Raw genomic sequence first — 24,107 nt, 5'->3', positions numbered from 1 at the left:
TCAGCCCCCTCTCGGGATCTCCAGGACCTGCCCCACGCGGATCACATCACTGTTCAGGTTGTTATGACGGCGCAACTGCGTCAGCGACACCTGGTAACGACTGGCGATGGCCGAGAGGGTTTCGCCGCTCTGGATCACATGACGGCCGCGACGGTTCTCGGCCAGGATCGTCCCGGGTGGTGCGTGGCTGGAGAAGTAGTCCTGCAAGCCACCCAGCAGGGCTTCGGCCATGGACTGCTGGAAGGAAGACGTCTTGAGCTTGCGCTCCTCCTCGGGATTGGAGATGAACGCCGCCTCCACCAGCACGGAGGGCACATCCGGTGAGCGCAGGACGGCGAAACCGGCCCGTTCCACGCGGGCACGACGCACCTTGCCCACCCGATGCATCTCACCGATGAGGGAGTCCGCCAGAGTATTGCTGGCCTCCAGGGTGGCAGTCTGGGAGAGATCCAGCAGCACCGAGGCCAGCACGTCATCCTTGTCGCTGATGGGCACAGCGCCCAGCCGGCTGTCGGCTTCGTTTTCCCGCTGGGCCAGCCACCGGGCGGCCTCGCTGGTCGCCCCGCCTTCCGAAAGCATGTACACGGAGGAACCCTGGGCCCGGGAATCCGGCGCCGCATCTGCGTGGATGGAAATGAACACATCGGCATGATTCTGGCGGGCGCGGCGGATACGCTCCCGCAGGGGCAGGAAATAGTCGCCGGTACGGATCATGACCGGCTTCATCCCCGGCTCTTTTTCCACCAGTTTTTCCAGCCGCTTGGCGATGGCCAGCACCACATCCTTTTCGTAGGTGCCTCCCGGACCGATGGCGCCGGGATCCTTGCCACCATGACCGGCATCGATCGCCACGATCACCTCCCGGGAGCGTGGCCTCTCCTCGCCCACGGCTGGAGACGCTTCGGGCGTGCCCGCCCCCTCCTGTTGCAGGTCGATCACCAGGCGATGACCGCTGTCATCGGTGGGGCGGAGCAGAAAACTGCGGGGGTTGGCAGGGCGGCTGAGATCCAGCACCACTCGCAGATCCTCGTCATTGCGCGTGGCATGGCGCACACCCTCCAGGGGACCCTTGGACTCGTCCCGCAGACGCAGTTCCCCGGACAGGCGGGCCTGACGCAGGTCGATGACCACCCGATCCGGGTCGCTCAAGGTGAACAGGGCATGGTCCACCGGCCCCGAGAGATCAAAGACCAGCCGGGTGACTTCGCCATCCACGGAGGTGCGCAGGGCCTGGACGCGCGTCTGGCTGCCGGCCAGCACGGTGGAAGGCCACCACCCACCGGCCATGGTCGCGCCCGAGGCGCACAAAAGGTACCGCAAGAACCGCCGCCGTCTGGCCTGATTGATCGAACCGGTCACAACCCTGACCCCCATAAGGAAACACTTCCACACTATAGTGTGGCTGAAACAGGGCCGATTGCAAGCCCGAAAGATCTCTAATATTAGCCAGATAGCCGTTCATTTTCGGGTGGATTCTCCAGGATGCGTGCCACCCATTCCCTGCCGGCATCGGTACCGGATGCCAGTTCAAGACGCCGACCCTCGCCCTGGGGCGACAGGCTCAGCACCAGATCCGGGACAGGCAGCCAACCCGCTCCCTGGCTGGGCCACTCCACCAGATTGAGGGTGGCGTCGTCCATGTCCTCCCGCACCCCCAGGTACTCCAGTTCTTCTGGATCAGCCAGACGATACAGATCGAAATGCAGGATACGACGCCCATTGATCTCGTAAGGTTCCACCAGGGTGTACGTGGGGCTCTTCACCGGGCCGGCATGCCCCAGGGCCCGCAGGAAGGCGCGCACCAGGGTGGTCTTGCCGGCCCCCAGATCCCCCTGGAGAAAGACCAGCCCCCGCAGCGGGCAGGTGGCGGCCAGGCGGGCGCCGAAGGCCTGGGTGGCCTGTTCATCGGGTAGTTCCTGCATCATGGGTTCACCGTGGATCGAAGAGCGTCCAGAAGGTCCGTTGCCAGCAGGCCCCGTTCACCCGCCACAGCGGCGCGATCCGCCGCGGCTGCATGAACACACACGCCCAGGGTGGCCGCTGCTTCCAGATGGGACAAGGCCTCGCCCCGAGACACACCCGCCTCCGGCAGCCCCTGGGCCACCAGGCCAGCGATGACCCCGGTCAACACGTCTCCCATCCCGCCACTGGCCATGCCCGGGTTGCCCGCATCACAGACCTGCAGGCCGGCAGGCCCGTGGACCAGGGTGCCAGCCCCCTTGAGTACACAGATGCCTCCGTAGCACTGGCTCAGCAAGGCGGCGGCGGCGGGACGATGGCCCTGCACACGGGCGCTGTCCAGGCCCAGCAGTCGGCCCGCCTCCCCCGGATGGGGCGTCAGCACCCAGTCATCCCTGCGCAGCGGCCCGGCCGCCAGCAGGTTCAGGGCATCGGCGTCCACCACCAAAGGACCCCCCATTGCGACACCCGTTGCCACAGGGCGCGCGCCCAGGCCCCCTGCCCCAGGCCCGGGCCCACGGCCACCACCGAAGCACTGTCCAGGAGGGCATCCAGGTCCGAGGCATTCTCAATGCCATGGCACATGAGTTCCGGGCGCGCCATGGGAATCAGGGCCGCATGGGCCGGATGGGTGGCCACGCTCACCAGCCCCGCCCCAACCCGCGCCGCCGCTTCGGCCGCCAGGCGCACCGCGCCCGGCATGCCCGCATCGCCGCCCACCACCAGCACATGGCCGAAGTGCCCCTTGTGGGCACCACGGCGACGCGGGCCCAGGCATCGCAGGCTGTCCTCATCCCGGCGCCAGGCGCCGGGCACCTGGGACTGGTGCACGGCGGCCGGCACGTCCAGATCACTGTAATGAATGCGACCGCATTGCTCGGGGCCGGAACCGGTGAACAGGCCCTGCTTCAGCCCGATGAAGGTCACGGTGGCCTGCGCCTCAATGGCACAACCCATCACCGCACCGGTATCCGCGTTCAGGCCCGAGGGGATGTCCAGGGCCAGCAGCGGGACTGCGGAAGCATTCATGGCCTCGATCAGCTCCGCCATGCCCCCCTCCACGGGTCGCCCCAGCCCCGTGCCCAGCAAGGCATCCACGATCACATCGGTCCCCTGCAATGCCTCCGCCGCATCTGCCGCAAGAGGAATTCCACAGGCCTGCCAATCCTGCCAGGCCCGCGCGGCATCGCCTTTGAGGGCCTTGGGGTCCGTGGCCGCCACCACGCGCACCCCCAGCCCCGCCTCCTGGGCCAGACGGGCCACCACGTAGCCATCTCCCCCGTTGTTGCCGGGGCCGCAGACCACGGTGATCACACGGGCCGAGGGCCACTGCGCACGCAGCACCAACAGGCTGGCGGCACCGGCGCGTTCCATCAGGGTATAACCGGCAATGCCATGATCCTGGATGGCGCAACGGTCCATGTCGCGCACCTGTTCGGCGGTGTATAAGGCGATGGGAAGCATCGGGGTGACTCTCGTGGGCACGGGGTCAATGGTAGGGCCGGCGAGTGCCAAGCCGCAAACCACCTGTATCGCGGGTTGTCTCCTGTCGTATCCTGTGCGCTCAGTCGTTTCGCCCGGCCTGCGCCATGCCCCTGCCCCCTCATATCTCCCCCCAGAGCCTCGCCACTCAGATCAGGAACTGGGGCCGGGCGATGGGCTTCGATGCCGTGGGCATCAGTGACACGGATCTGGGTGAACACGAAACGCACCTGATCAACTGGCTCGAACAGGGCCGTCACGGCACCATGGAGTACATGGAGCGCCACGGGACCCTGCGTTCGCGCCCTGAGGAACTGGTGCCGGGTACCCTGCGCATCATCTCGGTACGCATGCAGTATCTGCCGGCCCGGGCCCGGGATGCCTGGGAGGTGCTGGAACGGCCGGAGGCGGCCTTCATCACCCGTTATGCCCTGGGGCGGGATTATCACAAGCTGATGCGCCGGCGTCTGCAGACGCTCGCCTCGCATATTGAAGAAACCATCGGCCCCTTTGGTTACCGGGCCTTCGTGGACAGTGCCCCGGTGCTGGAGAAGGCCCTGGCCGAGAAGGCCGGCCTGGGATGGATCGGCAAGCACACCAACCTGCTCAGTCGCGAGGCGGGCTCCTGGTTCTTCCTGGGGGAACTCTACACCGACCTGCCGCTACCGGTGGACCCGCCGGGATCCGAGCACTGTGGTCGCTGCCGGGCGTGCATGGATGTCTGCCCCACCGGTGCCATCGTCGCGCCCTTTGAGCTGGATGCCCGGCTGTGCATCTCCTACCTGACCATCGAGCACGCAGGGTCGATCCCCGAGCCCCTGCGACCGCTCTTGGGCAACCGCATCTATGGTTGTGATGACTGCCAGCTGGTCTGCCCGTGGAACCGCCGCGCCGCGCTGGGGGTGGAACCGGACTTTGAGGCCCGCCACGGGCTGGATGATGTCTCCCTGGTGGATCTGTTCGCCTGGGATGAGGCCACGTTCCTCAAGCGCACCGAAGGCTCCGCCATCCGCCGCATCGGCCACGAGCGCTGGCTGCGCAACCTGGCCGTGGCCCTGGGAAATGCGGCACCCTCCGGGGAGGTGGTGACCGCCCTGGAGGCCCGGGCGGGGCACCCCTCGGAACGGGTGCGGGAGCATGTGCGTTGGGCGCTGGAGCGGCAGACCAAGTGAGGCGTGGTGCCCGCCGTTCCCCCTCATCCCCGGCCCTTCTCCCCGACGGGGAGAAGGGAGAATGCCCCCCCCTACATTCACTCGCCCGGATATTCCGCCAGCATCGCCTCCACATCATTCACCATCGCCCTGGACCCCACATAGAACGGCACCCGCTGATGCAGGTCCTTGGGCTGGATCTCCAGGATGCGGCCTGACCCGTCGCTGGCCTTGCCGCCGGCCTGTTCGGCGATGAACGCGATGGGGTTGCACTCGTACAGCAGGCGCAACTTGCCGTTCGGGGCCTTCTGGGTGGAGGGATACATGAAGACCCCGCCCTTGAGCAGATTGCGATGGAAATCCGACACCAGGGAACCGATGTAGCGGGAGGTGTAGGGACGATGGGTGTCCGGGTCCACCACCTGGCAGTACTTGAGGTATTTCTTCACGCCCTGGGGGAAATGGGCATAGTTGCCCTCATTGATACTGTAGATGGTGCCCTTCTCCGGCGTCATGATGTTCGGGTTGGACAGGCAGAACTCACCGATGGTGGGGTCCAGGGTAAAACCGTGCACGCCCTTGCCGGTGGTGTACACCAGCATGGTGGAGGAGCCGTAGATCACGTAGCCTGCAGCCACCTGCTCGGTGCCCGGCTGCATGAAGTCCGACAGGTCCGGGTGCTCGCCCCGCTCCGTGACACGCCGGTAGATGGAGAAGATGGTGCCCACCGACACGTTCACGTCCAGGTTCGAGGAACCATCCAGCGGATCCATGCAGAACACGTACTTGGCATCCCGGGAGAGCCCATCGTCAAACAGGGTGATCTCCTGATCCTCCTCCGAGGCGATGGCGCAGCATTCGGAAGTGGCTCGCAGGGCGGCAATGAAATGGTGATTGGCGAACAGGTCCAGCTTCTGCACATCCTCGCCCTGAACGTTCACATCCCCGGCCCGGCCCAGGATATCCACCAGACCCGCCTTGTTGATTTTCTTGTTCACCACCTTGGCCGCCACACCCACATGGTGCAGCAGACGGGACAGCTCGCCCTTGGCATAGGGGAAGTCGGCCTGACGCCGAATGACGAACTCGTTGAGGGTGGTGATGTTGTAACTGTCTGTCGCCGTTGTCATCATTTTGCCTGTCTGAATGCCATGGAATCGCCTCAGGATATACCAAGCAGCCCGGCGGTAAAGTCGTGAAAGGGAATTCCTCCAGCCCGGAGCAGCCTCCCCGATAATCCCTACTGACCACTCAGAAAATGTTGCAATGCAACACCAAAGGCCCAACCCGGTCTACAATCAAACCGACTGACACACGAACGGATACAACACCATGAGCGAATCCCAGGACACCACCGCGCCCGCGCCGCCCAAACCACAGCCCTCCCTGTGGCGTCCAAGGCTGGGTCTGGCACTGGGTCCGATCGTCTTTGCCACCATGCTGCTGCTGGGCCCGCCCGGCGACATGGCTCCCGAGACCTGGGCCGTGGCGGCGCTGACGGCGTTGATGGCCATCTGGTGGGTGACCGAGGCCATTCCCATTCCGGCCACCGCCCTGCTCCCGGTGGCCCTGCTGCCCCTGCTGGGCGCAGGCACCATCTCCGAGGCAGCGGCGCCCTACGCCAATCCCATGGTGTTCCTGTTCCTGGGCGGCTTCATGATCGCCCTGGCCATACAGCGCTGGAACCTGCACCGGCGCATCGCCCTGCTGATCCTGGGCCTGGCGGGCAAGCGTCTGGATCACCTGGTGGCCGGTTTCATCGCCGCCACCGCCGGGCTGAGCATGTGGGTAAGCAACACCGCCACCGCGGCCCTGATGCTGCCCATCGGTATTTCCGTACTGGTGCTGCTGGAAGACAAGGGCGTGGAGACCGGACAAATCCGCAACGTGGGCCTGGCCCTGCTGCTGGGGATCGCCTTCGGCGCCAACATCGGTGGCATGGCCACCCTCATCGGCACGCCCCCCAATGCCCTGCTGGCGGCTTACATGACCGATAATTACGACATCAATATCGGCTTCGTGCAGTGGATGATGGTGGGGCTGCCCCTGGCCACCACCCTGCTGATCATTACCTGGTGGGTGTTGTGCCGATGGGCCTTCCCGGTCTCGCCACGTCCCGTTCAGGATATCGAGAGCCTGCTGCAGCAACAGCGCTCGCAGCTGGGCACCATGACCACGCCGGAGAAGCGCGTGGCCCTGGTCTTTCTGGGGGTGGCCCTGGCCTGGATCTGTCGACCCTTGCTGGAGAAGGCCTTCCCTGGCATGGCCATTACCGATTCCGGCATCGCCATTGCCGGCGCCCTGGCCCTGTTCCTGATCCCGGCCAACTTCAAGCGCCATCAGTTCCTGCTGGACTGGGAATCCACCCGACAACTCCCCTGGGGCGTGCTGGTGCTGGTGGGTGGGGGCCTGAGCCTGGGCTCGGCCATCGGCTCCAGCGGACTGTCGGACCATGTGGCCACGGCCCTGAGCCAGCTCAGCAACTGGCCCACCTGGACGCTGGTGGGGACCGTTGCCCTGAGCGCCATGCTGCTCAGCCACGTGACCAGCAACACGGCCACGGCGGCCACGGTACTGCCCCTGGCGGCCTCTCTGGCCGTCTCCCTGGGCCATGACCCGCTGCTGCTGGCCATCCCGGTGGCCCTGGCCGCCTCCTGCGCCTTCATGCTGCCGGTGGCCACGCCGCCCAACGCCATTGTCTTCAGCAGTGAGCGCATTACCGTGCCGGACATGGTGAACGCGGGGTGGCGCCTGAGCATCATCTCGATCGTGCTGGTCACCCTGGCGGTGTTCGGGCTGGCCATGCCCCTGCTGGGAGGCGGGGCATAGGCCCCGCCCACCGGGTTCGGGGGCCTATGCCTGGCCCCCGGCGACCCGCTTGTAATAGTTGATCAGGCCATTGGTGGAGGCATCATGCCCTTCCACCGGGTCCGGGTCGCGCAACTCCCGCAGCACCGTGCGGGCCAGCTGCTTGCCCAGCTCCACGCCCCACTGGTCGAAGGAGTTCACGTTCCAGATGATGCCCTGGACAAAGATCCGCTGCTCGTACAGTGCAATGAGCGAGCCCAGGGTGCGCGGTGTCAGGCACTGAAACAGCAGGGAGTTGCTGGGTCGGTTGCCTTCAAACACCCGATGCGGCGCCAGTTCAGCAATACTGCCCTCCTCCACGCCCGCAGCCCGCATCTCGGCAGTCACCTCTTCCAGGGTGCGACCCATCATCAGCGCCTCGGTCTGGGCGAAGAAGTTGGACATGAGAATGGGGTGATGCTCGCCCAGGGGGTTGTGTGACCGGCAGGGGGCAATGAAATCACAGGGCACCAGCCGCGTCCCCTGGTGGATCAATTGGTAGAAGGCGTGCTGGCCATTGGTACCCGGTTCCCCCCAGATCACCGGCCCCGTGTGCCAGGCCACACGACGACCCTGCCGGTCCACCGACTTGCCGTTGCTCTCCATGTCCCCCTGCTGCAGATAGGCGGGGAAGCGGTGCAGATACTGATCGTAAGGCAGGATGGCCTGGGTGTGGGCGCCAAAGAAATTCACGTACCACACACCCAGCAGGGCCATGATCACCGGCATGTTCTGCTCCAGCGGTGCGGTGCGAAAGTGCTCGTCCATGGCGTGGGCACCGTCCAGCAGTTCCTCGAAACGATCCATGCCCAGATACAGGGCAATGGGCAGGCCGATGGCCGACCACAGGGAATAACGCCCGCCCACCCAGTCCCAGAACACGAACATGTTGCGCGGGTCGATGCCGAATTCCCGCACCTGGGACTCGTTGGTGGATACCGCCACGAAATGCCGGGCGATGGCCGACTCATCGCCCAGGTGTTCCAGCAGCCAGGCCCGGGCACTGTGGGCGTTGGCCAGGGTCTCCTGGGTGGTAAAGGTCTTGGAGGCGATGACGAACAGGGTGGTCTCCGGATCCAGCCTTGCCAGGGTCTCGGCCAGATGGGTGCCATCCACGTTGGAGACGAAATGCATCGTGAGGCGCTCATGCCCGTAGGCGCGCAGGGCCTCGCAGACCATCAACGGCCCCAGGTCCGAGCCGCCGATGCCGATATTCACCACATGGCGGATGGGTTGACCGGTATGGCCGGTCCAGGCCCCGGAGCGCACCTGCTCCGTGAACTCCCGCATCTGCGCAAGCACGGCTCGCACCCGGGGCATGACATCCTCACCCCCAGCGACCATGGAGCGGTCGCTGCGGTTACGCAGGGCCGTATGCAGCACGGCGCGGCCCTCGGTGGCGTTGATGGGTTCACCGGCGAACATGGCATCCCGCCACTGGGGCACCCGTGCGGTGCGTGCCAGATCCATGAGCAGGTCCATGGTTTCCTCATTGATGCGGTTCTTGGAGTAGTCCAGCAGCATGTCCTCGAACTGCACCGTGAAGCGCTGAAAGCGCTGCGGATCACGCTGGAACAGCGTGCGCATGTGCACGTGGCGGAGGGCCTCGAAATGGCTCTCCAGAGCCTGCCAGGCCTGGGTCTTGTTGGGGGAGTGCGTGGTCATGGATATCCCGGGATGGATTGAGAGCAGAGCATTGTGGACAAGATACAAGAGACCCGGGACAGCGGCAAAAATGCCCGGCGGCCGTGGCGCGCCTCCCCCCTCATCCCCAGCCCTTCTCCCCCAAGGGGAGAAGGGAGCTCAAGCTCTCGCGCGAATGACGGCATTTGAGCCCCCTCCCGCTGGCGGGCTCTCACGTGAGCGTGGCATCTGAGCCCCTCTCCCGCTGGCGGGAGAGGGGTTGGGGTGAGGGTGGGGGGCACCATCCACGTCAACGGTTCACCCGTCCATCGTTATTTCTTTATGATGGGAGGCAACATCAACCACCAACAGGGAGCCATGCCCACGTCACGCAGCATTGACGGGGCAGACACCACCATGCGCATCCTCTTCGCTTCCAGCGAGGCCCACCCGCTGATCAAGACCGGCGGGCTGGCAGACGTGTGCGGCAGCCTGCCGCCGGCCCTCAAACGATTGCGGCACGATGTGCGGCTCATACTGCCCGCCTATCCCGCGGCGGTGGCGGCGGCCGGCAAGACCAGTCCCGTGGCCGAACTCCAGTTGCCCGGTAGCGATGCCCCCGTGCGCATCCTGGAAGGGGTGCTGCCCAAGACCCGGGTCAAGCTGTACCTGGTGGACTCCCCCCTGCATTTCGACCGGGCAGGCGACCCCTATCGCGCCTCGGACGGTCGTGACTGGCAGGACAACCATCTGCGTTTCGGGGTGTTCGCCCGGGCCCTGGTCAAACTGGCCATGAATCAGGCGGGGCTGGACTGGCAACCGCAAATCCTCCACTGCAACGACTGGCAGACGGGCCTGGCACCGGCCCTGCTCAGCCAGCATCCCGATCGGCCGGCGACGGTGTTCACCATCCACAACCTGTCCTACCAGGGCCTGTTCCCGCGTCATGCCATGGAGGATCTCATCCTGCCACCGGAATTCTGGGACCTGTATGGCCTGGAATATCACGGTCAGCTCTCATTCATCAAAGGCGGACTGGTCTTCGCGGACCATCTCACCACGGTGAGCCCCACCTACGCACGGGAGATCCAGACGGCGCAGTTCGGCAATGGACTCGACGGCCTGCTGAACGCCCGGGCCCATGATCTCACGGGCATCATCAACGGCGCCGACTATCGCCACTGGGATCCCGCCAAGGACAAATTGCTGCCGGCCCGCTACCACGCTGACGACATGGCCGGCAAGGCCGCCTGCAAACAGGCCCTGCAGGAACGTCTGGGCCTGGAGGTGCTACCGAACCGCCCCTTGCTGGCCCACGTGGGCCGCATGGTGGCCCAGAAGGGCGTGGACCTCATCCTTGCCGCCTGCGAGCCGCTGCTGGCTGCGGGCAAGATTCAGCTGGCCATCCTGGGCAGCGGCGACAAGAATCTGGAGGCCCGTGCCCGGGCCATGGCTGCCCGCCATCCCGGACGCATGGGACTGCAGATCGGTTATGACGAGGGCCTGGCCCACCAACTGGAGGCCGGTGGCGACATCTTCCTGATGCCATCACGCTTCGAGCCCTGCGGCCTCAATCAGATGTACAGCCTGCGCTATGGCACCGTGCCCCTGGTGCGTCGCACCGGTGGTCTGGCGGACACGGTGGTGGACACCAACGCCGAGACCCTGGCCGAGGGCACGGCCACTGGCCTGGTCTTCGATGCCCCCACCATTGAGGCCCTGAGCGAGGCCATCGGCCGGGGCATGTCCCTGTATCAGGATCAGGCCCAGTGGAGCGAGCTCATGCGCCGGGGCATGACTCAGGAATTCAGCTGGGATCGCAGCGCCCAGGCCTATCAGGAACTCTACCGGGAGTTGACCCGCTAATGACCCAGCAGCCCGATCGTGTACAGGACAGTTCCACCGGAGACAAGCCCCTGCGGGCCCGCGTAAAACTCTTCGGCAAGTTGCTGGGCAACATCATCCGGCGTCTGGAGGGGCCGGAGGTCTTTCGTGCCGTGGAGACCCTGCGTCGCGGCTTCGTGTCCCTGCGTCAGCAGGACGACCCGGACAAGCGCGCGCGCCTGATGCGATTGATCGACGAGCTGGACCCGAAGCGCCTGGAAACCATCATTCGGGCCTTCAGTATCTATTTCAGTCTCGCCAACCTGGCAGAAGAGGACTTCCTCTACCGGGAGCGTCGGCGTCAGGTCACGCGGGGCGGTCCCCTGTGGCTGGGTTCCTTCGACCACACGGTGCGGGAATTCAAGGCGGCCGAGGTGAGTGCCGAGCAGTTACAGTTCCTGCTGGAGCAGGTGAAGTACATGCCCGTGTTCACCGCCCACCCCACGGAGGCCCGGCGCCGCACGGTCATGGAAGCGCAGCGGCGCATCTTCCTGGCCGCCGAGCCCCTCAACAAGGGTCGCATCGGCCGCGAGGAACGACGCGAGGTGATTCGCCAGCTGGAAACCCAGATTCAGGTGCTGTGGCGCACCAACGAGGTGCGGGTTACCAAGCCCGAGGTCCTGGACGAGATCAAGTACGGGCTGTTCTACTACGAGGAGAGCCTGTTCACCGCCGTGCCCCTCGCCTACCGGCTGCTGGAAAAGGCCATTCGCCGCACCTACGGCACGGACGAGGCGGGCCGACCCAACGTGCGTATCCCGAGCCTGCTGCGTTTCGGCTCATGGATCGGCGGGGACCGGGACGGCAATCCCTATGTGACCCCGGCGGTCACCGAGAAGGCCTGCCGCCTGGCCATGGAGCAGGTGCTGTCGGAGTACCTGCGGCGGGTGCACGACCTGCGCTTCGTACTCACTCACTCTTCCCTGATGTGCCAGCCCACCCGGGCACTGATGGACAGTCTGGCCGAGGATGACAGCATCTCCTCGGCGGTCTTCCGGGAGGGACTCAACGAGATGCGGACCGAGCCCTACCGCCGCAAGCTGTATTTCATCCGTCACCGCCTTTCCGAAACCCTGAACACGGTGCGTCGCCGCCTGGCGGGCGAAACCGCCGTGCTGCCGGTCCAGTCCGCCTATCACGGCCCGGAGGAACTGCTACGGGACCTTTACGTGATCCGGGACTCCCTGGAAAGCCATGGGGATGGCAATATCGCCGGTGCCGACCTGACCGACCTGATCCGGCTCGTGGAGACCTTCGGGTTTCATCTGCATCATCTGGATATGCGCCAGGAGTCGCTGGTGCACACGGCTGCCGTGGCCGAGATCCTTGCCAGCACAGGCGACGAGGCCGATTACGACGCTCAGGATGAGTCGACGCGCCTGGCCCTGCTGGGGCGTCTGCTGACCCGGGATGATTTCACCTGCGACACCGAGGCGCTGTCGGAGGAGACGCGCCAGACCCTGGCGGTCTTCCAGACCATGGCTCGTCTGCGTGGCGAAGTGGGCGGTGATGGCATCGGCACCTATGTGATTTCCATGACCCATGCCGCGTCCCACGTCATGGAGGTGATGTTGCTGGCCCAACTGGCAGAGCTGGCCCGGCTGGGCCCCGGGGAGGAATTCGAGGCCGATGTCTGCCATGTGCGGGTTTCGCCCCTGTTCGAGACCATCGAGGATCTGCACCATGTGGAATCGGTGCTGGAGTCCCTGCTGGGCGATCCGGTCTACGCGCGTCTGCTCAAGGCCTCAGGCAATCGTCAGGAGGTGATGCTGGGCTACTCCGATTCCTGCAAGGACGGCGGCATCCTGGCCTCTGCCTGGAACCTCTACGATGCCCAGCGCAAGATCATCGACATTACCGAGGCCCATGGCGTGGAATGCCGGTTGTTTCATGGTCGGGGCGGCACCATCGGCCGCGGCGGTGGCCCCACCCACGAATCCATCATGGCCCAGCCACCTGGCACCGTGCAGGGGGAGATCAAGTTCACTGAACAGGGGGAGGTGCTGTCCTACAAGTACAGCAACGTGGAAACCGCCGTTTACGAACTGAGTATCGGCGCCACCGGCCTGATCAAGGCCAGCCGGGGCCTGATCGGCCAGGGCAGCCAGGACAACCCGGACTTCCTGGGCGTGATGAATGCCCTGGCCGAGCATGGTGAGCAGGCCTATCGGGGTCTCACGGATCACACGTCGGGCCTGCTGGACTATTTCTACGAGGCCACGCCCGTGGAAGAGATCGGCCGCATGAACATCGGCTCGCGCCCCTCCCACCGGCGCAAGGCCGATCGCTCCAAGAGTTCCATCCGGGCCATCCCCTGGGTGTTCGGCTGGGCCCAGTCCCGGCACACCGTCCCCGCCTGGTACGGCATCGGCACGGCCCTGGAGACCTGGCATGGGGATGATCCTGAGCGACTGGCTCAGTTGCAATCCATGTACCGGGAATGGCCCTTCTTCCATTCCCTGCTGTCCAACTGCCAGATGTCCCTGGCAAAGGCGGACATGGGCATTGCCGAAGAATACGCAGAGTTATGTCAGGACCGGGAGCAGGCCCAGCAGATCTATCAGGTGATCCGGGATGAGTACCAGCGCACCGTGGCTCAGGTGCTGGCAGTCTCGGGCACCCGGTCATTGCTGGAGGAAAACCCCCGGCTGGCCCTGTCACTGACCCGTCGCGATCCCTATCTGGACCCGCTCAACCACATCCAGATCATCCTGCTCAGGCGATATCGGGCCCTGCACGCCCAGGGCGAGAAGGCGGAAGATCCCTGGATATCGCCGCTGTTGCGCTCCATCAACGCCATTGCCGCGGGCATGCGCAACACAGGTTGATCAGTGGACCTGAAAAACCGACGAATGACATAGGGTTAGGAGGGAAAACACTGGCGTCGGCGAGAGAAAAAGCCATACTCACCCATGGCAATCAAGACTCTCGCCCATGCCAGCCGCCCCGGTGGGGCGCACCCTGAGGACAGGATGACATCCGGCGAGGCAGGCTCACCGTCATCGAGGATGCCCGACCCATGAACCTTGCCACCGTTCGTTACATCGCCCAGAACAAAGGGGTTACACCGGGTTCGCTATGCAAGCAGGATCTGATCCGGACGATACAGGTCAACGAGGGCAATGCGCCCTGCTTTGCGACCGCCGAGGAGGGATTCTGCAGGGAGGTGGAATGCCACTGGCATGAGGACTGCCTGAGGCGGTCGCGGGGACGATGAGTTGCGGGGTGGGCATGAGCCCACCCCGCCCCCTCAAGCCGCCTGGGTGGCGATCTCGTCGCCCGTACCCGTCACGTGATTGGATTCGTTCAGGTAGATCAGCGTCGGCTTGAACAACTCCGCCTGTTCCTCGCTCATCTGCGCGTAGGCACAGATGATCACTCGATCGCCCGGGCTGGCCTTGTGGGCGGCAGCGCCGTTCACAGAGATCACCCGGCTGCCGGCCTCGGCACGGATGGCATAGGTGGTGAAACGCTCACCATTGGTGACGTTGTAAATCTGGATCTGTTCATAGGGACGGATGCCGGACATCTCCAGCAGATCCGAGTCAATGGCGCAGGAACCTTCGTAATCCAGTTCCGCATGGGTGACCGCAGCGCGGTGGAGCTTGCATTTGAGCAGGGTCAGAAACATGGGTACACATCCTCCAGGTCTTCGGCCCCCCTGGAAATCCTCTGGGGCCCACGTGATGCCGGGTGTTCAAGCCCCGGTCTGCACGTCCATCGTCAGGTTATCGATCAGGCGGGCCCGGCCAAGCCAGGCTGCAGCCAGCACCACCAGTTGAGAATCCTGTGGCCCAGGAGGCAACAGGTCGGCGCTTCGCCGCACTGCAACATAATCAGGCTCAAAGCCTCGTATTTCAAGCCCTTTCATCGCTTTGGCCTCCAGACGGTCGTAATCCCTCGCCCCTGCGGTCACCTGCCCTGCCAGTTCGGAGAGCACCTGATACAGCCCCGAAGCCCGCTCCCGCTGGGCCGCATCCAGGTAGGCATTGCGGGAACTCAAGGCCAGACCATCAGGTTCACGCACCGTTGCGCCGCTGAGCACTTCCACCGGGATATCCAGATCGTCCACCATGCGGCGGATCAGCATCAGCTGCTGAAAATCCTTTTCTCCGAAGATGGCCAGATCCGGCTGCACCAGATTGAAGAGCTTGCACACCACCGTAGCCACGCCGGCAAAATGCCCAGGCCGATGGGCGCCTTCCAGCAGATCCGACAGGCCGGCCACCTCCACCCGGGTGATCTCGCTTCGGGGGCGACGATAGAGCTCCTCATCCCCAGGAGCAAAGACCAGGTCCACGCCCTCCTGCGCCAGCAGTTCACAGTCCTCGGCCAGGGTGCGTGGGTAGGCGGCCAGGTCCTCCGGTCGGTCAAACTGCAGGGGATTGACGAAGATGCTCACCACCACCCGCTCCGCCTGATGGCGGGCCTGGCGCACGAGCGCCAGATGGCCCTCATGCAGGTTGCCCATAGTGGGCACCAGGGCAACGGACTGACGGGCGTCGCGCCAGCCGGTGCGCACCTGGCGCAGTGATGTCACACGATGAACGATATCCATGGTCAGGAGGAAAAAGCGTGTTCCGCAGAGGGGAATTCGCGACGCTTGACCGCCCACACGTAGGCGGCCAGGGCATCCTGGATACTGCCCTGACCGGCCAGGAAGTTGTGGGAGAAACGGGGCGCACGCGCGGTCATGCCCAGTACGTCCTGCAGCACCAGGATCTGCCCGTCACAGTCGGCGCCGGCACCGATCCCGATCACCGGGATGCGGGCCATGGAGCGGATCTCGGCGGCCAGTTTCGAGGGTACGCACTCCAGCAGCAGGATATCGGCACCGGCCTCTTCCAGAGCCATGGCGTCCTTCAGCATCCGTTCTGCCTCGGGGGCGGCGCGCCCCTGCACCCGATACCCGCCCAGCTTGTGTACCGATTGCGGCCGCAGGCCCAGATGCGCGCACACCGGGATGCCATGATGCGAGAGCGCACTGACCACGGCCACCTGCTGGGCGTCGCCCTCCAGCTTGACCACTTGCGCGCCGCCCTCCTGCATGAGCCGGGCGGCGGTGTTCACCGCCTGATCCACGCTGGCGTAGCTCATGAAGGGCATGTCTGCCATCAGCAGGGCGCGGTTCAGGCCCCGGGACACGGCCCGGGTGTGGTAGATCATGTCATCCACGGTCACGGGGATGGTGGTGTCATACCCCAGCACCACCATCCCCAGGGAGTCACCCACCAGGACCACGTCCACCCCCGCCTCGTCCAGCAGACGGGCCTGGGTGGCGTCATAGGCGGTGAGGCTGGCGATGGGCTCGGCCTGTTCTCGCAGGCCCTGCAGGTCGCGCAGGGTCACTCGCTTTGTCTGAGTCTGTACGCTCACGCTTTATCCGCGGTTTAGGAACTGTGAAGGGGCGGTGCCCCGGGGCCATTCAGACGGAGGAAGGCAGGGGATTGAAGTAATGACGTCCCGCACGGACCGTGCGCATGAAATCCAGCAATTGCTGAAAATCCTCATCCCGGTTGACCCAATCGATCTCTCCGGCGTTCACGATCAGCAGGGGCGCCTCTGCATAATGATAGAAGAAACTCGCATAGGTATCACTCAGCCGCTGAAGATACACGCTATCCATGAGCTTTTCATAGGATCGCCCTCGCTGTGCGATGCGTTCCCGGAGGATTTCCACCGGGGCCTGCAGATAGATGACCAGGTCGGGGCGGGCAACATCCCGCTGAAGGCCCTGACGAATACGCTGGTAGAGGCGGTATTCCTCCTCCTCCAGGGTCACCTGGGCGAAGAGGTCGTCCTTGTCCAGCACGAAGTCGGTCACGCGCAGGGCCGGCGTGTCACCCGCATCCCGCCGCAGCCCCTGCCATTGGTCCAGACGCTGGGTGAGGAAGAACAACTGCGTAGCCAGGGCCTGATGACGAGGGTCCTGGTAAAAGCGCTCAAGAAAGGGGTTGTGGTCCGGGGATTCCAGCACCAGTTCGGCCCCGAGGGTCTCGGCCAGGCGTGTGGCCAGACTGGTCTTGCCCACGCCAATAGGACCTTCCACCGCAATCAGGCTCGGTTCCGTCAATTCAGTCTGGTTCATGGCAGGTGGTATCGGGGCGTTATTGGAACGAAGGGTCTATGGGGCGGATCTTACTAGGCATGCGCGGGGCAAAGCCAGCCCGCCCTTTTTCAACCCCGAATGGGCTGCAGTCCATCCCGCGGACAACACTTCAACAACGCCTGCAGCGGGCCAAGCCCGGGGACGTTCAGATCCGGGGCGATTTCGGCCAGGGGGTAGAGTACGAAGGCGCGCTCGGCCATGCCCGGATGCGGGATCTTGAGGTGCGCGGCCTGAATCGATTCGTCCCCATAGAGCAGGATATCCAGGTCCAGGGTGCGCGGCCCCCAGCGGGTGCCGTCCCGGAGCCGGCCATGCTGGGCCTCCAGGGCCCGCAGGGCGTCCAGCAGGGCATCGGCGCAAAGACCGGTGCTCAGGGCACACACCGCGTTGATGTAGTCAGGCTGATCCGGTGGGCCCATGGGGGCACTGCGATAGAGCGCTGAGCGCCTCACCTGACGCGTGTCAGGCAGCTGGCCCAACTCATCCAGGGCCCGGCTCACATGGGCGATGGGGTCATCCAGGTTGGCGCCCAGGCCCACATAGGCGGTCACCGGGGTCATGTGGCGGCAGGCTTGCGGCGCCGCCGGCGGCGCTTGGAGCGGCCGGACTTGCCCTGGGGCTCCACCATGCGCCGCTGCTCCGCCTCGTTCACTTCCTGCAGGCGCGTCCACCATTCACAGCCATCTTCCAGGGCCTCGCCGGAGCGGCCACGCAGGCAGTAGAAATCATAACCGGCCCGGAAACGCGGATGGGTGAGCAGTTTCAGCGGTCGCACACCCTGGCGTATCTCGAAACGGGGCTGCATTTCCCAGATCTCGCGCACGGGCAGGGAAAAGCGCTTGGGGATGGAAATGAACCGGGCCTGTTCGGCCAGGATCTGACCACCGGCCCGTTGCAGTGCGGGTAGCTCGGAGACACCGTTATCCATGAACTGTTCCGCCAGGTGTCGCACCGGCTCCCACAGCAGCACCGCGTAGAGAAAGGCCGGATTGACACCTTTCCCGGACTGGATGCGATCATCCGTATTGCTCAGGGCATTGGCCACGAAGGTGATGGGGAAACCCTGCTCCTCGTGTTCCAGGGACTCCTCGGTCAGTGGGAACAGGTACTGGAACAGATCATAGTGACGCAGCATCTCGAAGGTCTGCAGCGCATGACCACCATGGAAGAGTTTGACCACCTCGTCGAACAGCCGTGCCGGCGCCACGTCTTCCAGCAGCTCCCCCAGATCCACAATCGCATCCTCGGCTGCGGGATCCAGGCGGAATCCGAGTTTGGAGGCAAAACGTACCGCCCGGAGCATGCGCACCGGATCCTCCCGGAAGCGCACCTCCGGGTCGCCGATCAACCTCAGAGCCCCTTCCTTGAGGTCCTCCATGCCATCGGTGTAATCCACCACGGAGAAATCGCTGATGTCGTAGTACAGGGCGTTGATGCTGAAATCACGACGCCAGGCATCCTGCTCGATGGTGCCGTAGACGTTATCGCGGATGATGCGGCCATCCTCCACCAGGGCCTGACGGCTGCCGGCGTCGTCGGATTCCAGATCCGGATCGTCGGTGGAGGCCTCGTGGGGCGCACGGAAGGTGGCGACTTCGATGATTTCGCGGCCGAAATACACATGGGCCAGGCGGAAGCGACGTCCGATGAGGCGACAGTTGCGAAAGACCTTGCGCACCTCTTCCGGATGGGCGTCGGTGGCCACGTCGAAGTCCTTGGGCTCTCGCCCCAACAGGAGATCGCGTACCCCGCCACCCACCAGGCAGGCGCGAAAGCCCGCATCCTTGAGGCGGTAGAGGACCTTCAGGGCATTGTCACTGATATTGGCGCGGGAGATGCCGTGTTCGGCGCGGGCGTACACCCGGGGGGAGCGCTGTTCAGAGGGATTGGAGCGGGATTCTTCGGGCACGCATGTCATCGTGATGCTTATGGACTTATGCATGATAACAGCTTCGGGCTTTCATGAGGATTGCGTGGCGATATCGAATGCAACGCTGGAGCTAGGGTTGGGAGGCGGGGCGAATCATGCCTTCCAGAAACACACGGAACAGCGGCCGCGCCTGGTCAGCCATGTTCATGCTTCCCGTTTCCAGCAACCAACGGTAGATCAGCCCCGTGAAGAAGGCCATCAGGCCATCCACTGCCGCATCGACGCTCAGAAGGGGATGCAATCGCCCGGCACGCTCCACGGACTCAAAGCAATGACGGAATAATTCCTCGCCCTGCTGGCGCTTTTCCACCTCGCCCGCCGGCTGCGGCTCCCCGGGGCAGCGCTCCTGGCGGTGCAGCACGATGGTGTAGACCCGGCGGGCACGCGCGTCGGTCAGCAGATGGGTGATGCCCGACAGGCACACCTTCTCCAGTGCAGCTACGGGATCACAGCCCACATCCCGGGCATAGGCGGCATTGATGGCCTCCAGAGGAAAGACCACTCGACGCACCATGGCGTTATAGAGGTCGTCCTTGTCCTGAAAGTGCCAGTAGATGGCTCCCCGGGTCAGACCTGCCTCCTCGGCGATATTGGCCAGGGTCGTGCCCGACACGCCCTTCTTCAGAAACACCCGCTCGGCGGCGTCGAGCAATTGCTGTCGGGTCTGTTCTGCCTGTGCTTTGGTTCTGCGCATAATGCCTATTCTGCCACGAGCGCGGCAGCGCAGTTCATACCTGCATGATTGTATGTTAAAGTTTCGGCCTTCCGCTCCCGCCGCCAGCCCCTCCAGAGGCACCCGCACATGGCCCCATACCGCACCCCCTTCCCTCATTCCCGGCGTCTGGCCACCCTGGGCCTGTGCGTGGCGCTGACCCTGGCGATGGTCCCGGCCGCCGCCCAGCAGGGGGACCGCCCGCCGCCGCCCGTCACGCTGGAACCTGCCCAGGTGGATTCGATCGAGGTACAGGGCGTGTACGCCGGTCGGGCCCGCGGATCCCGGGAGGTGGAGGTGCGCGCCCGGGTGGATGGCATCCTGGAAGAACGCCTGTACGTGGAAGGACAGGCGGTTGACCAGGGTGACGCCCTGTTCCGCATCGAGGAGGAACCCTACAAGATCGCCCTGCAACACGCCCAGGCCCAGCAGGCCAACGCCCGCGCTGCGTTGAACCAGGCCCAACGGGAATGGGACCGGATCTCCTCGCTGTATGCACGCGACGCCGTGAGTCAGCGGGAACGGGACCGAGCCCTGTCGGAGAAGGAACTGGCCGAGGCGCAGATGGAAGTCGCTGCCGCCGCCGTCAACGATGCCCGCCGCAACCTGGGCTACACCCGGGTGGAGGCCCCCATCACCGGGGCCACCGAGCTGGAGGTTCTGCCCGAGGGCAGCCTGGTGGAGCGCGGCACCCTGCTCACGATCATCACCCAGCACGACCCCATACACATCCGCTTCGCGCTGCCCGAAGGGGATGCTGCCGTGCAGCGGGCGGCCCGCCAGGCCCGCATTGCTGCCGGGGAACACCATCGCTATGAGGCCACGCTGCGGCTGGCCGATGGCAGCGATTACGAACACACGGGTACCGTGGACTTCACTGCCGGCACCATCGAGCCGCGCACCGGCAGTGTGACCGCCCGAGCCGTGTTCCCCAACCCGGACCGTCGCATCGTGCCCGGCCAGTTCCTGCGGGTTCGCCTGGTGCTGGAGCGGTTTGAGGATGTCGTGGTGGTGGATGAAACCGTGGTCAGCGAGGGACATGCGGGACCGCAGCTGTTCGTGGTGGATGAGGACAACGTGGCCCATGCACGCAACGTCACCCTGGGCCCGACCCATGACGGGCGCCGGGTGATCCTGGAGGGACTGGAGCCGGGCGAGAAAGTGGTGGTTCGGGGGCACGTGGCCGTGGATGACGGCATGACCGTGAATCCCGGTGACGCCTCTGGCAACGGGGAGTAACCGGCATGCTGCGTTTCTTCATTGACCGGCCGATCTTCTCCTCGGTCATCTCGCTGATCATCGTGTTCGCCGGGCTGGCTGGACTGCGCGCCCTGCCGGTGGAGCTGTATCCCGATGTGGTGCCCCCGGAGATCGTCGTCAGCGCCCAGTATCCGGGCGCCAGTGCCGATGTGCTGGCGGACGCCGTGGCGGCGCCGCTGGAGCAGGAGATCAACGGCGTGGACGACATGATCTACATGCAGTCCACCAGCACGGATGCGGGCACCCTGCAGATCGCCGTGTCCTTTGCCATGGGGACCGACCCGGACCAGGCCGAGATCAACGTCAACAACCGGGTGCAGGCCGCCCTGCCCCGCCTGCCCCAGCAAGTGCGCGAGCAGGGCGTGCGCGTGGAGGCACGCTCCACCAACATCCTCATGGTGGCCGTGCTGCGCTCCCCCGATGGCAGTCACGACACCATCAGCCTGAGCAACTATGCCCTGCTCAACGTGATTGATGAGCTGGTCCGCCTGCCGGGCGTGGGGGATGCCTCCCTGTTCGGCGCCCAGGACTACTCCATGCGTGTGTGGCTGCGTCCGGATGCGCTGGCCCAGTACGACCTCACCCCCAGTGACGTGGCCAGCGCCATTCGCGAGCAGAACGCCCAGTTTGCTGCTGGTCGGATGGGTGCTGAACCGGCGCCCGCCGGTCAGGCCTTCACCCTCACCGTGACCACCCGGGGCATGCTGGCGGATGTGGAGGAGTTCGAGAACATCATCCTGCGGGCCGACGACAGCGGCGGCACCCTGCGCCTCAAGGACGTGGCCCGCGTGGAACTGGGGGCCCAGAACTATGCCTTCTCGGCCACCATGAACGGCGAGCCCACCGTGCCCATCGGCATCTACCAGGCACCCGGCGCCAACTCCCTGGATGCCGCGGAGCGTGCCCGGCGTGCCTTCGAGGAGATGTCCGAACGCTTCCCCGAGGGCATGGAGTACGTCATCCCCTATGACACCACCGAGTTCGTGGAGGTGTCCATCCGCGAGGTGTTCATCACCCTGTTCATCGCCATCATCCTGGTGGTGGCGGTCACCTTCCTGTTCCTGCAACATCTGCGAGCCACCCTGATTCCGGTGGCGGCGATCCCGGTATCGCTCATCGGCACCTTCGCCGGCATGCTGGCCCTGGGCTTTTCCATCAACCTGCTGACATTGTTCGGCCTGGTGCTGGCCATCGGCATCGTGGTGGACAACGCCATCATCGTCATGGAAAACGTGGAACGCCTCATGCGGGAAAAGGGCCTGCGCGCCCGGGAGGCCTCCATCGAGACCATGCAGCAGGTGGCTGGGGCCGTGGTGGCCTCCACCCTGGTGCTGGTGGCCGTGTTCGCGCCGGTGGCCTTCCTCGAAGGCCTGTCCGGCGAACTCTACCGGCAGTTCGCGGTGACCATCGCCGTATCCGTGGTGGTCTCGGGCGTGGTGGCCCTCACCCTGATACCGGCCATGTGCGCCCTGCTCCTGGACAAGCAGACCCACCATGTTTCCAAGCCCTTCGAACTGTTCAACCGGGGCTTTGAACGTGTCACCGGCGCCTTTGTCTGGGCCGTGGGGTTCCTGCTGCGCAACCGCACCCTGGGCGTCGGACTGTTTGCCCTGTGCGTAGGCGCGGCGGTCCTGATGATGGATCGCCTGCCCTCCGGTCTGGTGCCCCAGGAGGATCAGGGCTTTGCCCTGGTGGTGGCGCAACTGCCCCCCACCTCGGCCCTGGCGCGCACGGAACAATTCCGCGATGAGTTCTCCGAGCAACTCACCTCCCTGGAAGAGGTGGATATGTTCACCGCCTTTGCCGGCTTCGACATCATGGCGGGTTCGCTGCGCACCAACGCGATGGTGGGCTTCATGAACCTCACCGATTGGTCCGAGCGACGGCGCCCCGACCAGCATGCCTCGGCCCTGGCCCAGCAGGCCATGGGCATGGGTTTTGGTCATCAGGATGCCAACGTGTTCGCCTTCGTGCCTCCCCCCATCCCGGGGCTGTCGCTCACCGGCGGCGTGGAAGGTTTCCTGCAGGTCCGGGATGACATGTCCGCCCGGGAGATGGACGACCTGCTCCAGCGCATGGTGCAAAAGGCCAATGAGCGGCCGGAACTGGCCAATGTGCGCACCACCCTGGATACCCGCATCCCCCGCTACCGTGCGGAGGTGGACCGGGAGAAGGCCAAGGCGGCAGGTGTACCCATCAACACGGTGTTCAACACCATGCAGGCCACCTTTGGCTCCATGTACGTGAACGACTTCACGCGCCAGGGTCGACTGTGGCAGGTGAACCTGCAATCGGAGGGGGATTTCCGCAGCCATCCCGATGACCTGCGCCATGTGTTCGTGCGCTCCGACTCCGGCGATATGGTGCCCATCAGTTCCCTGGTGACCCTCACGCGGGAATCAGGCCCCGACATCATCAACCGATTCAACCTGTTCCCCGCCGCCCGCATCATGGCCGACCCGGCGCCGGGCTTTACCACCGGGCAGGCCAAGGATGCCCTGGATCAGATTGCCCTGGACATGCAGGAAGAGGCCAACACGGTCATGGGATGGATCGGCGAGGCCTATCAGCTGGAGGTGGCCTCGGGGGCCGGCGGCGCAGCCTTTGCCATGGGGCTGCTCTTCGTGATCCTGATCCTGGCAGCCCAGTACGAGCGCTGGACCCTGCCGCTGGCCGTGGTATCGGCCGTACCCTTCGGGGTGCTGGGAGCGGCCTTGTTCGCCCTGATCAGGGACTTCCCCAATGACATCTACTTCCAGGTGGGCTTATTGGTGCTCATCGGCCTGGCGGCCAAGAATGCCATCCTGATCGTGGAGTTTGCGGCCCAGAACCGGGCCCAGGGCATGACATCCACCGAGGCGGCCCTGGCAGCGGCCCGACAGCGTTTCCGCGCGGTGATGATGACGGCGTTGACCTTCATCATCGGCACCCTGCCCCTGGTGTTCGCCACGGGCGCCGGTGCGGCCAGCCGCCAGGAGATCGGCACCGTAGCCGTGGGCGGCATGCTGGGCGCCAGCACCCTGGCCCTGTTGTTCGTGCCGTTGTTCTACAAGCTGCTGGACGATGCCGCCACCTGGCGCAGGGAGCGGCGGGACCGGAAACGTGATGATGCGGGGTGATGGCGGGCGCGCCTGTTGCCGGGGGAGTGGG

The 24,107-nt window shown here is 65.0% G+C and carries 19 protein-coding genes; 6 read left to right on the top strand and 13 right to left on the bottom strand.

Features of this window, described 5'->3' with window-relative positions; all coding sequences use genetic code 11:
- The 4 genes from ECTOBSL9_RS09565 to ECTOBSL9_RS09555 form a co-directional block, all read right to left on the bottom strand.
- Complete coding sequence (locus ECTOBSL9_RS09565; RefSeq protein ID WP_063464845.1) at window positions 1-1,374, bottom strand: N-acetylmuramoyl-L-alanine amidase; 1,374 nt, start codon at window positions 1,372-1,374, stop codon at window positions 1-3.
- A 68-nt stretch (window positions 1,375-1,442) separates the two neighbouring features.
- Entirely contained in the window at window positions 1,443-1,925 is a 483-nt protein-coding gene (gene tsaE, locus ECTOBSL9_RS09560) for a tRNA (adenosine(37)-N6)-threonylcarbamoyltransferase complex ATPase subunit type 1 TsaE (protein ID WP_156500086.1), read from the bottom strand.
- Entirely contained in the window at window positions 1,922-2,419 is a 498-nt protein-coding gene (locus ECTOBSL9_RS17830) for an NAD(P)H-hydrate dehydratase (RefSeq protein ID WP_371258974.1), read from the bottom strand. The genes tsaE and ECTOBSL9_RS17830 overlap by 4 nt, the downstream gene beginning before the upstream one ends.
- A complete protein-coding gene (locus ECTOBSL9_RS09555) occupies window positions 2,383-3,423 on the bottom strand; it encodes an NAD(P)H-hydrate epimerase (RefSeq protein WP_371258973.1) in 1,041 nt (346 codons plus the stop codon). The genes ECTOBSL9_RS17830 and ECTOBSL9_RS09555 overlap by 37 nt, the downstream gene beginning before the upstream one ends.
- 125 nt (window positions 3,424-3,548) lie before the next feature.
- Here ECTOBSL9_RS09555 and queG point away from each other — a divergent pair, with 125 nt between their 5' ends.
- Window positions 3,549-4,613 carry a tRNA epoxyqueuosine(34) reductase QueG gene (gene queG, locus ECTOBSL9_RS09550; protein WP_063464843.1) on the top strand — a complete coding sequence of 355 codons (1,065 nt, stop codon included), beginning with the start codon at window positions 3,549-3,551 and terminating at the stop codon, window positions 4,611-4,613.
- Window positions 4,614-4,690: 77 nt separating this feature from the next.
- Here the strand turns inward: queG and fbp are convergent, their stop codons facing one another.
- Entirely contained in the window at window positions 4,691-5,722 is a 1,032-nt protein-coding gene (fbp, locus tag ECTOBSL9_RS09545) for a class 1 fructose-bisphosphatase (RefSeq protein WP_063466125.1), read from the bottom strand.
- Window positions 5,723-5,924: 202 nt separating this feature from the next.
- On the opposite strand from fbp, the gene ECTOBSL9_RS09540 reads away from it, so the two are divergent.
- On the top strand, window positions 5,925-7,421 hold the full coding sequence (locus tag ECTOBSL9_RS09540; RefSeq protein WP_063464842.1) for a DASS family sodium-coupled anion symporter: 1,497 nt from the start codon (window positions 5,925-5,927) through the stop codon (window positions 7,419-7,421).
- A gap of 24 nt (window positions 7,422-7,445) precedes the next feature.
- Here the strand turns inward: ECTOBSL9_RS09540 and pgi are convergent, their stop codons facing one another.
- Window positions 7,446-9,104 carry a glucose-6-phosphate isomerase gene (pgi, locus tag ECTOBSL9_RS09535; RefSeq protein WP_063464841.1) on the bottom strand — a complete coding sequence of 553 codons (1,659 nt, stop codon included), beginning with the start codon at window positions 9,102-9,104 and terminating at the stop codon, window positions 7,446-7,448.
- A gap of 375 nt (window positions 9,105-9,479) precedes the next feature.
- Between pgi and glgA the strand changes: the two genes are divergently transcribed.
- Together glgA and ppc are read left to right on the top strand one after the other, a co-directional pair.
- A complete protein-coding gene (glgA, locus tag ECTOBSL9_RS09530; RefSeq protein WP_063466124.1) occupies window positions 9,480-10,928 on the top strand; it encodes a glycogen synthase GlgA in 1,449 nt (482 codons plus the stop codon).
- The gene (ppc, locus tag ECTOBSL9_RS09525; RefSeq protein ID WP_063464840.1) at window positions 10,928-13,774 is read left to right on the top strand and encodes a phosphoenolpyruvate carboxylase; all 2,847 of its coding nucleotides are present in this window, start codon (window positions 10,928-10,930) and stop codon (window positions 13,772-13,774) included. Before glgA ends, ppc begins: the two co-directional genes overlap by 1 nt.
- A gap of 422 nt (window positions 13,775-14,196) precedes the next feature.
- Here ppc and panD read toward each other — a convergent pair whose 3' ends face one another.
- From panD to ECTOBSL9_RS09485, 7 genes are all read right to left on the bottom strand, one after another.
- Window positions 14,197-14,577: an aspartate 1-decarboxylase gene (panD, locus tag ECTOBSL9_RS09515; protein WP_063464838.1), complete on the bottom strand. Its 381-nt coding sequence runs from the start codon at window positions 14,575-14,577 to the stop codon at window positions 14,197-14,199.
- Between the two features lie 66 nt (window positions 14,578-14,643).
- Window positions 14,644-15,504 (bottom strand): pantoate--beta-alanine ligase, encoded by an 861-nt coding sequence (gene panC / locus ECTOBSL9_RS09510; RefSeq protein ID WP_063464837.1) that lies wholly within the window; start codon window positions 15,502-15,504, stop codon window positions 14,644-14,646.
- Between the two features lie 2 nt (window positions 15,505-15,506).
- Window positions 15,507-16,322 (bottom strand): 3-methyl-2-oxobutanoate hydroxymethyltransferase, encoded by an 816-nt coding sequence (gene panB, locus ECTOBSL9_RS09505; protein WP_063464836.1) that lies wholly within the window; start codon window positions 16,320-16,322, stop codon window positions 15,507-15,509.
- Window positions 16,323-16,371: 49 nt separating this feature from the next.
- Window positions 16,372-17,034, bottom strand: a complete 663-nt coding sequence (locus ECTOBSL9_RS09500) for a deoxynucleoside kinase (RefSeq protein ID WP_063464835.1) — start codon at window positions 17,032-17,034, stop codon at window positions 16,372-16,374.
- A gap of 89 nt (window positions 17,035-17,123) precedes the next feature.
- Window positions 17,124-17,615 (bottom strand): 2-amino-4-hydroxy-6-hydroxymethyldihydropteridine diphosphokinase, encoded by a 492-nt coding sequence (gene folK / locus ECTOBSL9_RS09495; protein WP_063464834.1) that lies wholly within the window; start codon window positions 17,613-17,615, stop codon window positions 17,124-17,126.
- Window positions 17,612-18,964, bottom strand: a complete 1,353-nt coding sequence (gene pcnB, locus ECTOBSL9_RS09490; protein WP_240480952.1) for a polynucleotide adenylyltransferase PcnB — start codon at window positions 18,962-18,964, stop codon at window positions 17,612-17,614. Before pcnB ends, folK begins: the two co-directional genes overlap by 4 nt.
- 91 nt (window positions 18,965-19,055) lie before the next feature.
- A complete protein-coding gene (locus ECTOBSL9_RS09485) occupies window positions 19,056-19,679 on the bottom strand; it encodes a TetR family transcriptional regulator (protein ID WP_168161549.1) in 624 nt (207 codons plus the stop codon).
- Between the two features lie 108 nt (window positions 19,680-19,787).
- Here ECTOBSL9_RS09485 and ECTOBSL9_RS09480 point away from each other — a divergent pair, with 108 nt between their 5' ends.
- Entirely contained in the window at window positions 19,788-20,936 is a 1,149-nt protein-coding gene (locus ECTOBSL9_RS09480; RefSeq protein ID WP_063464833.1) for an efflux RND transporter periplasmic adaptor subunit, read from the top strand.
- A gap of 5 nt (window positions 20,937-20,941) precedes the next feature.
- Window positions 20,942-24,076, top strand: a complete 3,135-nt coding sequence (locus tag ECTOBSL9_RS09475) for an efflux RND transporter permease subunit (RefSeq protein ID WP_063464832.1) — start codon at window positions 20,942-20,944, stop codon at window positions 24,074-24,076.
- Window positions 24,077-24,107: the final 31 nt, after the last annotated feature.

Source organism: Ectothiorhodospira sp. BSL-9 (assembly GCF_001632845.1).
Taxonomy (GTDB): Bacteria; Pseudomonadota; Gammaproteobacteria; order Ectothiorhodospirales; family Ectothiorhodospiraceae; genus Ectothiorhodospira.
This window is presented reverse-complemented; position numbering and strand designations above follow the sequence as displayed.

Bases quoted from the DNA above. Each gene is read 5' to 3' on its own strand.
- ECTOBSL9_RS09565 (WP_063464845.1), bottom strand. From the start codon at position 1,374: ATGGGGGTCAGGGTTGTGACCGGTTCGATCAATCAGGCCAGACGGCGG.
- tsaE (WP_156500086.1), bottom strand. From the start codon at position 1,925: ATGATGCAGGAACTACCCGATGAACAGGCCACCCAGGCCTTCGGCGCC.
- ECTOBSL9_RS17830 (WP_371258974.1), bottom strand. From the start codon at position 2,419: ATGGGGGGTCCTTTGGTGGTGGACGCCGATGCCCTGAACCTGCTGGCG.
- ECTOBSL9_RS09555 (WP_371258973.1), bottom strand. From the start codon at position 3,423: ATGCTTCCCATCGCCTTATACACCGCCGAACAGGTGCGCGACATGGAC.
- queG (WP_063464843.1), top strand. From the start codon at position 3,549: ATGCCCCTGCCCCCTCATATCTCCCCCCAGAGCCTCGCCACTCAGATC.
- fbp (WP_063466125.1), bottom strand. From the start codon at position 5,722: ATGACAACGGCGACAGACAGTTACAACATCACCACCCTCAACGAGTTC.
- ECTOBSL9_RS09540 (WP_063464842.1), top strand. From the start codon at position 5,925: ATGAGCGAATCCCAGGACACCACCGCGCCCGCGCCGCCCAAACCACAG.
- pgi (WP_063464841.1), bottom strand. From the start codon at position 9,104: ATGACCACGCACTCCCCCAACAAGACCCAGGCCTGGCAGGCTCTGGAG.
- glgA (WP_063466124.1), top strand. From the start codon at position 9,480: ATGCGCATCCTCTTCGCTTCCAGCGAGGCCCACCCGCTGATCAAGACC.
- ppc (WP_063464840.1), top strand. From the start codon at position 10,928: ATGACCCAGCAGCCCGATCGTGTACAGGACAGTTCCACCGGAGACAAG.
- panD (WP_063464838.1), bottom strand. From the start codon at position 14,577: ATGTTTCTGACCCTGCTCAAATGCAAGCTCCACCGCGCTGCGGTCACC.
- panC (WP_063464837.1), bottom strand. From the start codon at position 15,504: ATGGATATCGTTCATCGTGTGACATCACTGCGCCAGGTGCGCACCGGC.
- ECTOBSL9_RS09500 (WP_063464835.1), bottom strand. From the start codon at position 17,034: ATGAACCAGACTGAATTGACGGAACCGAGCCTGATTGCGGTGGAAGGT.
- folK (WP_063464834.1), bottom strand. From the start codon at position 17,615: ATGACCCCGGTGACCGCCTATGTGGGCCTGGGCGCCAACCTGGATGAC.
- ECTOBSL9_RS09485 (WP_168161549.1), bottom strand. From the start codon at position 19,679: ATGCGCAGAACCAAAGCACAGGCAGAACAGACCCGACAGCAATTGCTC.
- ECTOBSL9_RS09480 (WP_063464833.1), top strand. From the start codon at position 19,788: ATGGCCCCATACCGCACCCCCTTCCCTCATTCCCGGCGTCTGGCCACC.
- ECTOBSL9_RS09475 (WP_063464832.1), top strand. From the start codon at position 20,942: ATGCTGCGTTTCTTCATTGACCGGCCGATCTTCTCCTCGGTCATCTCG.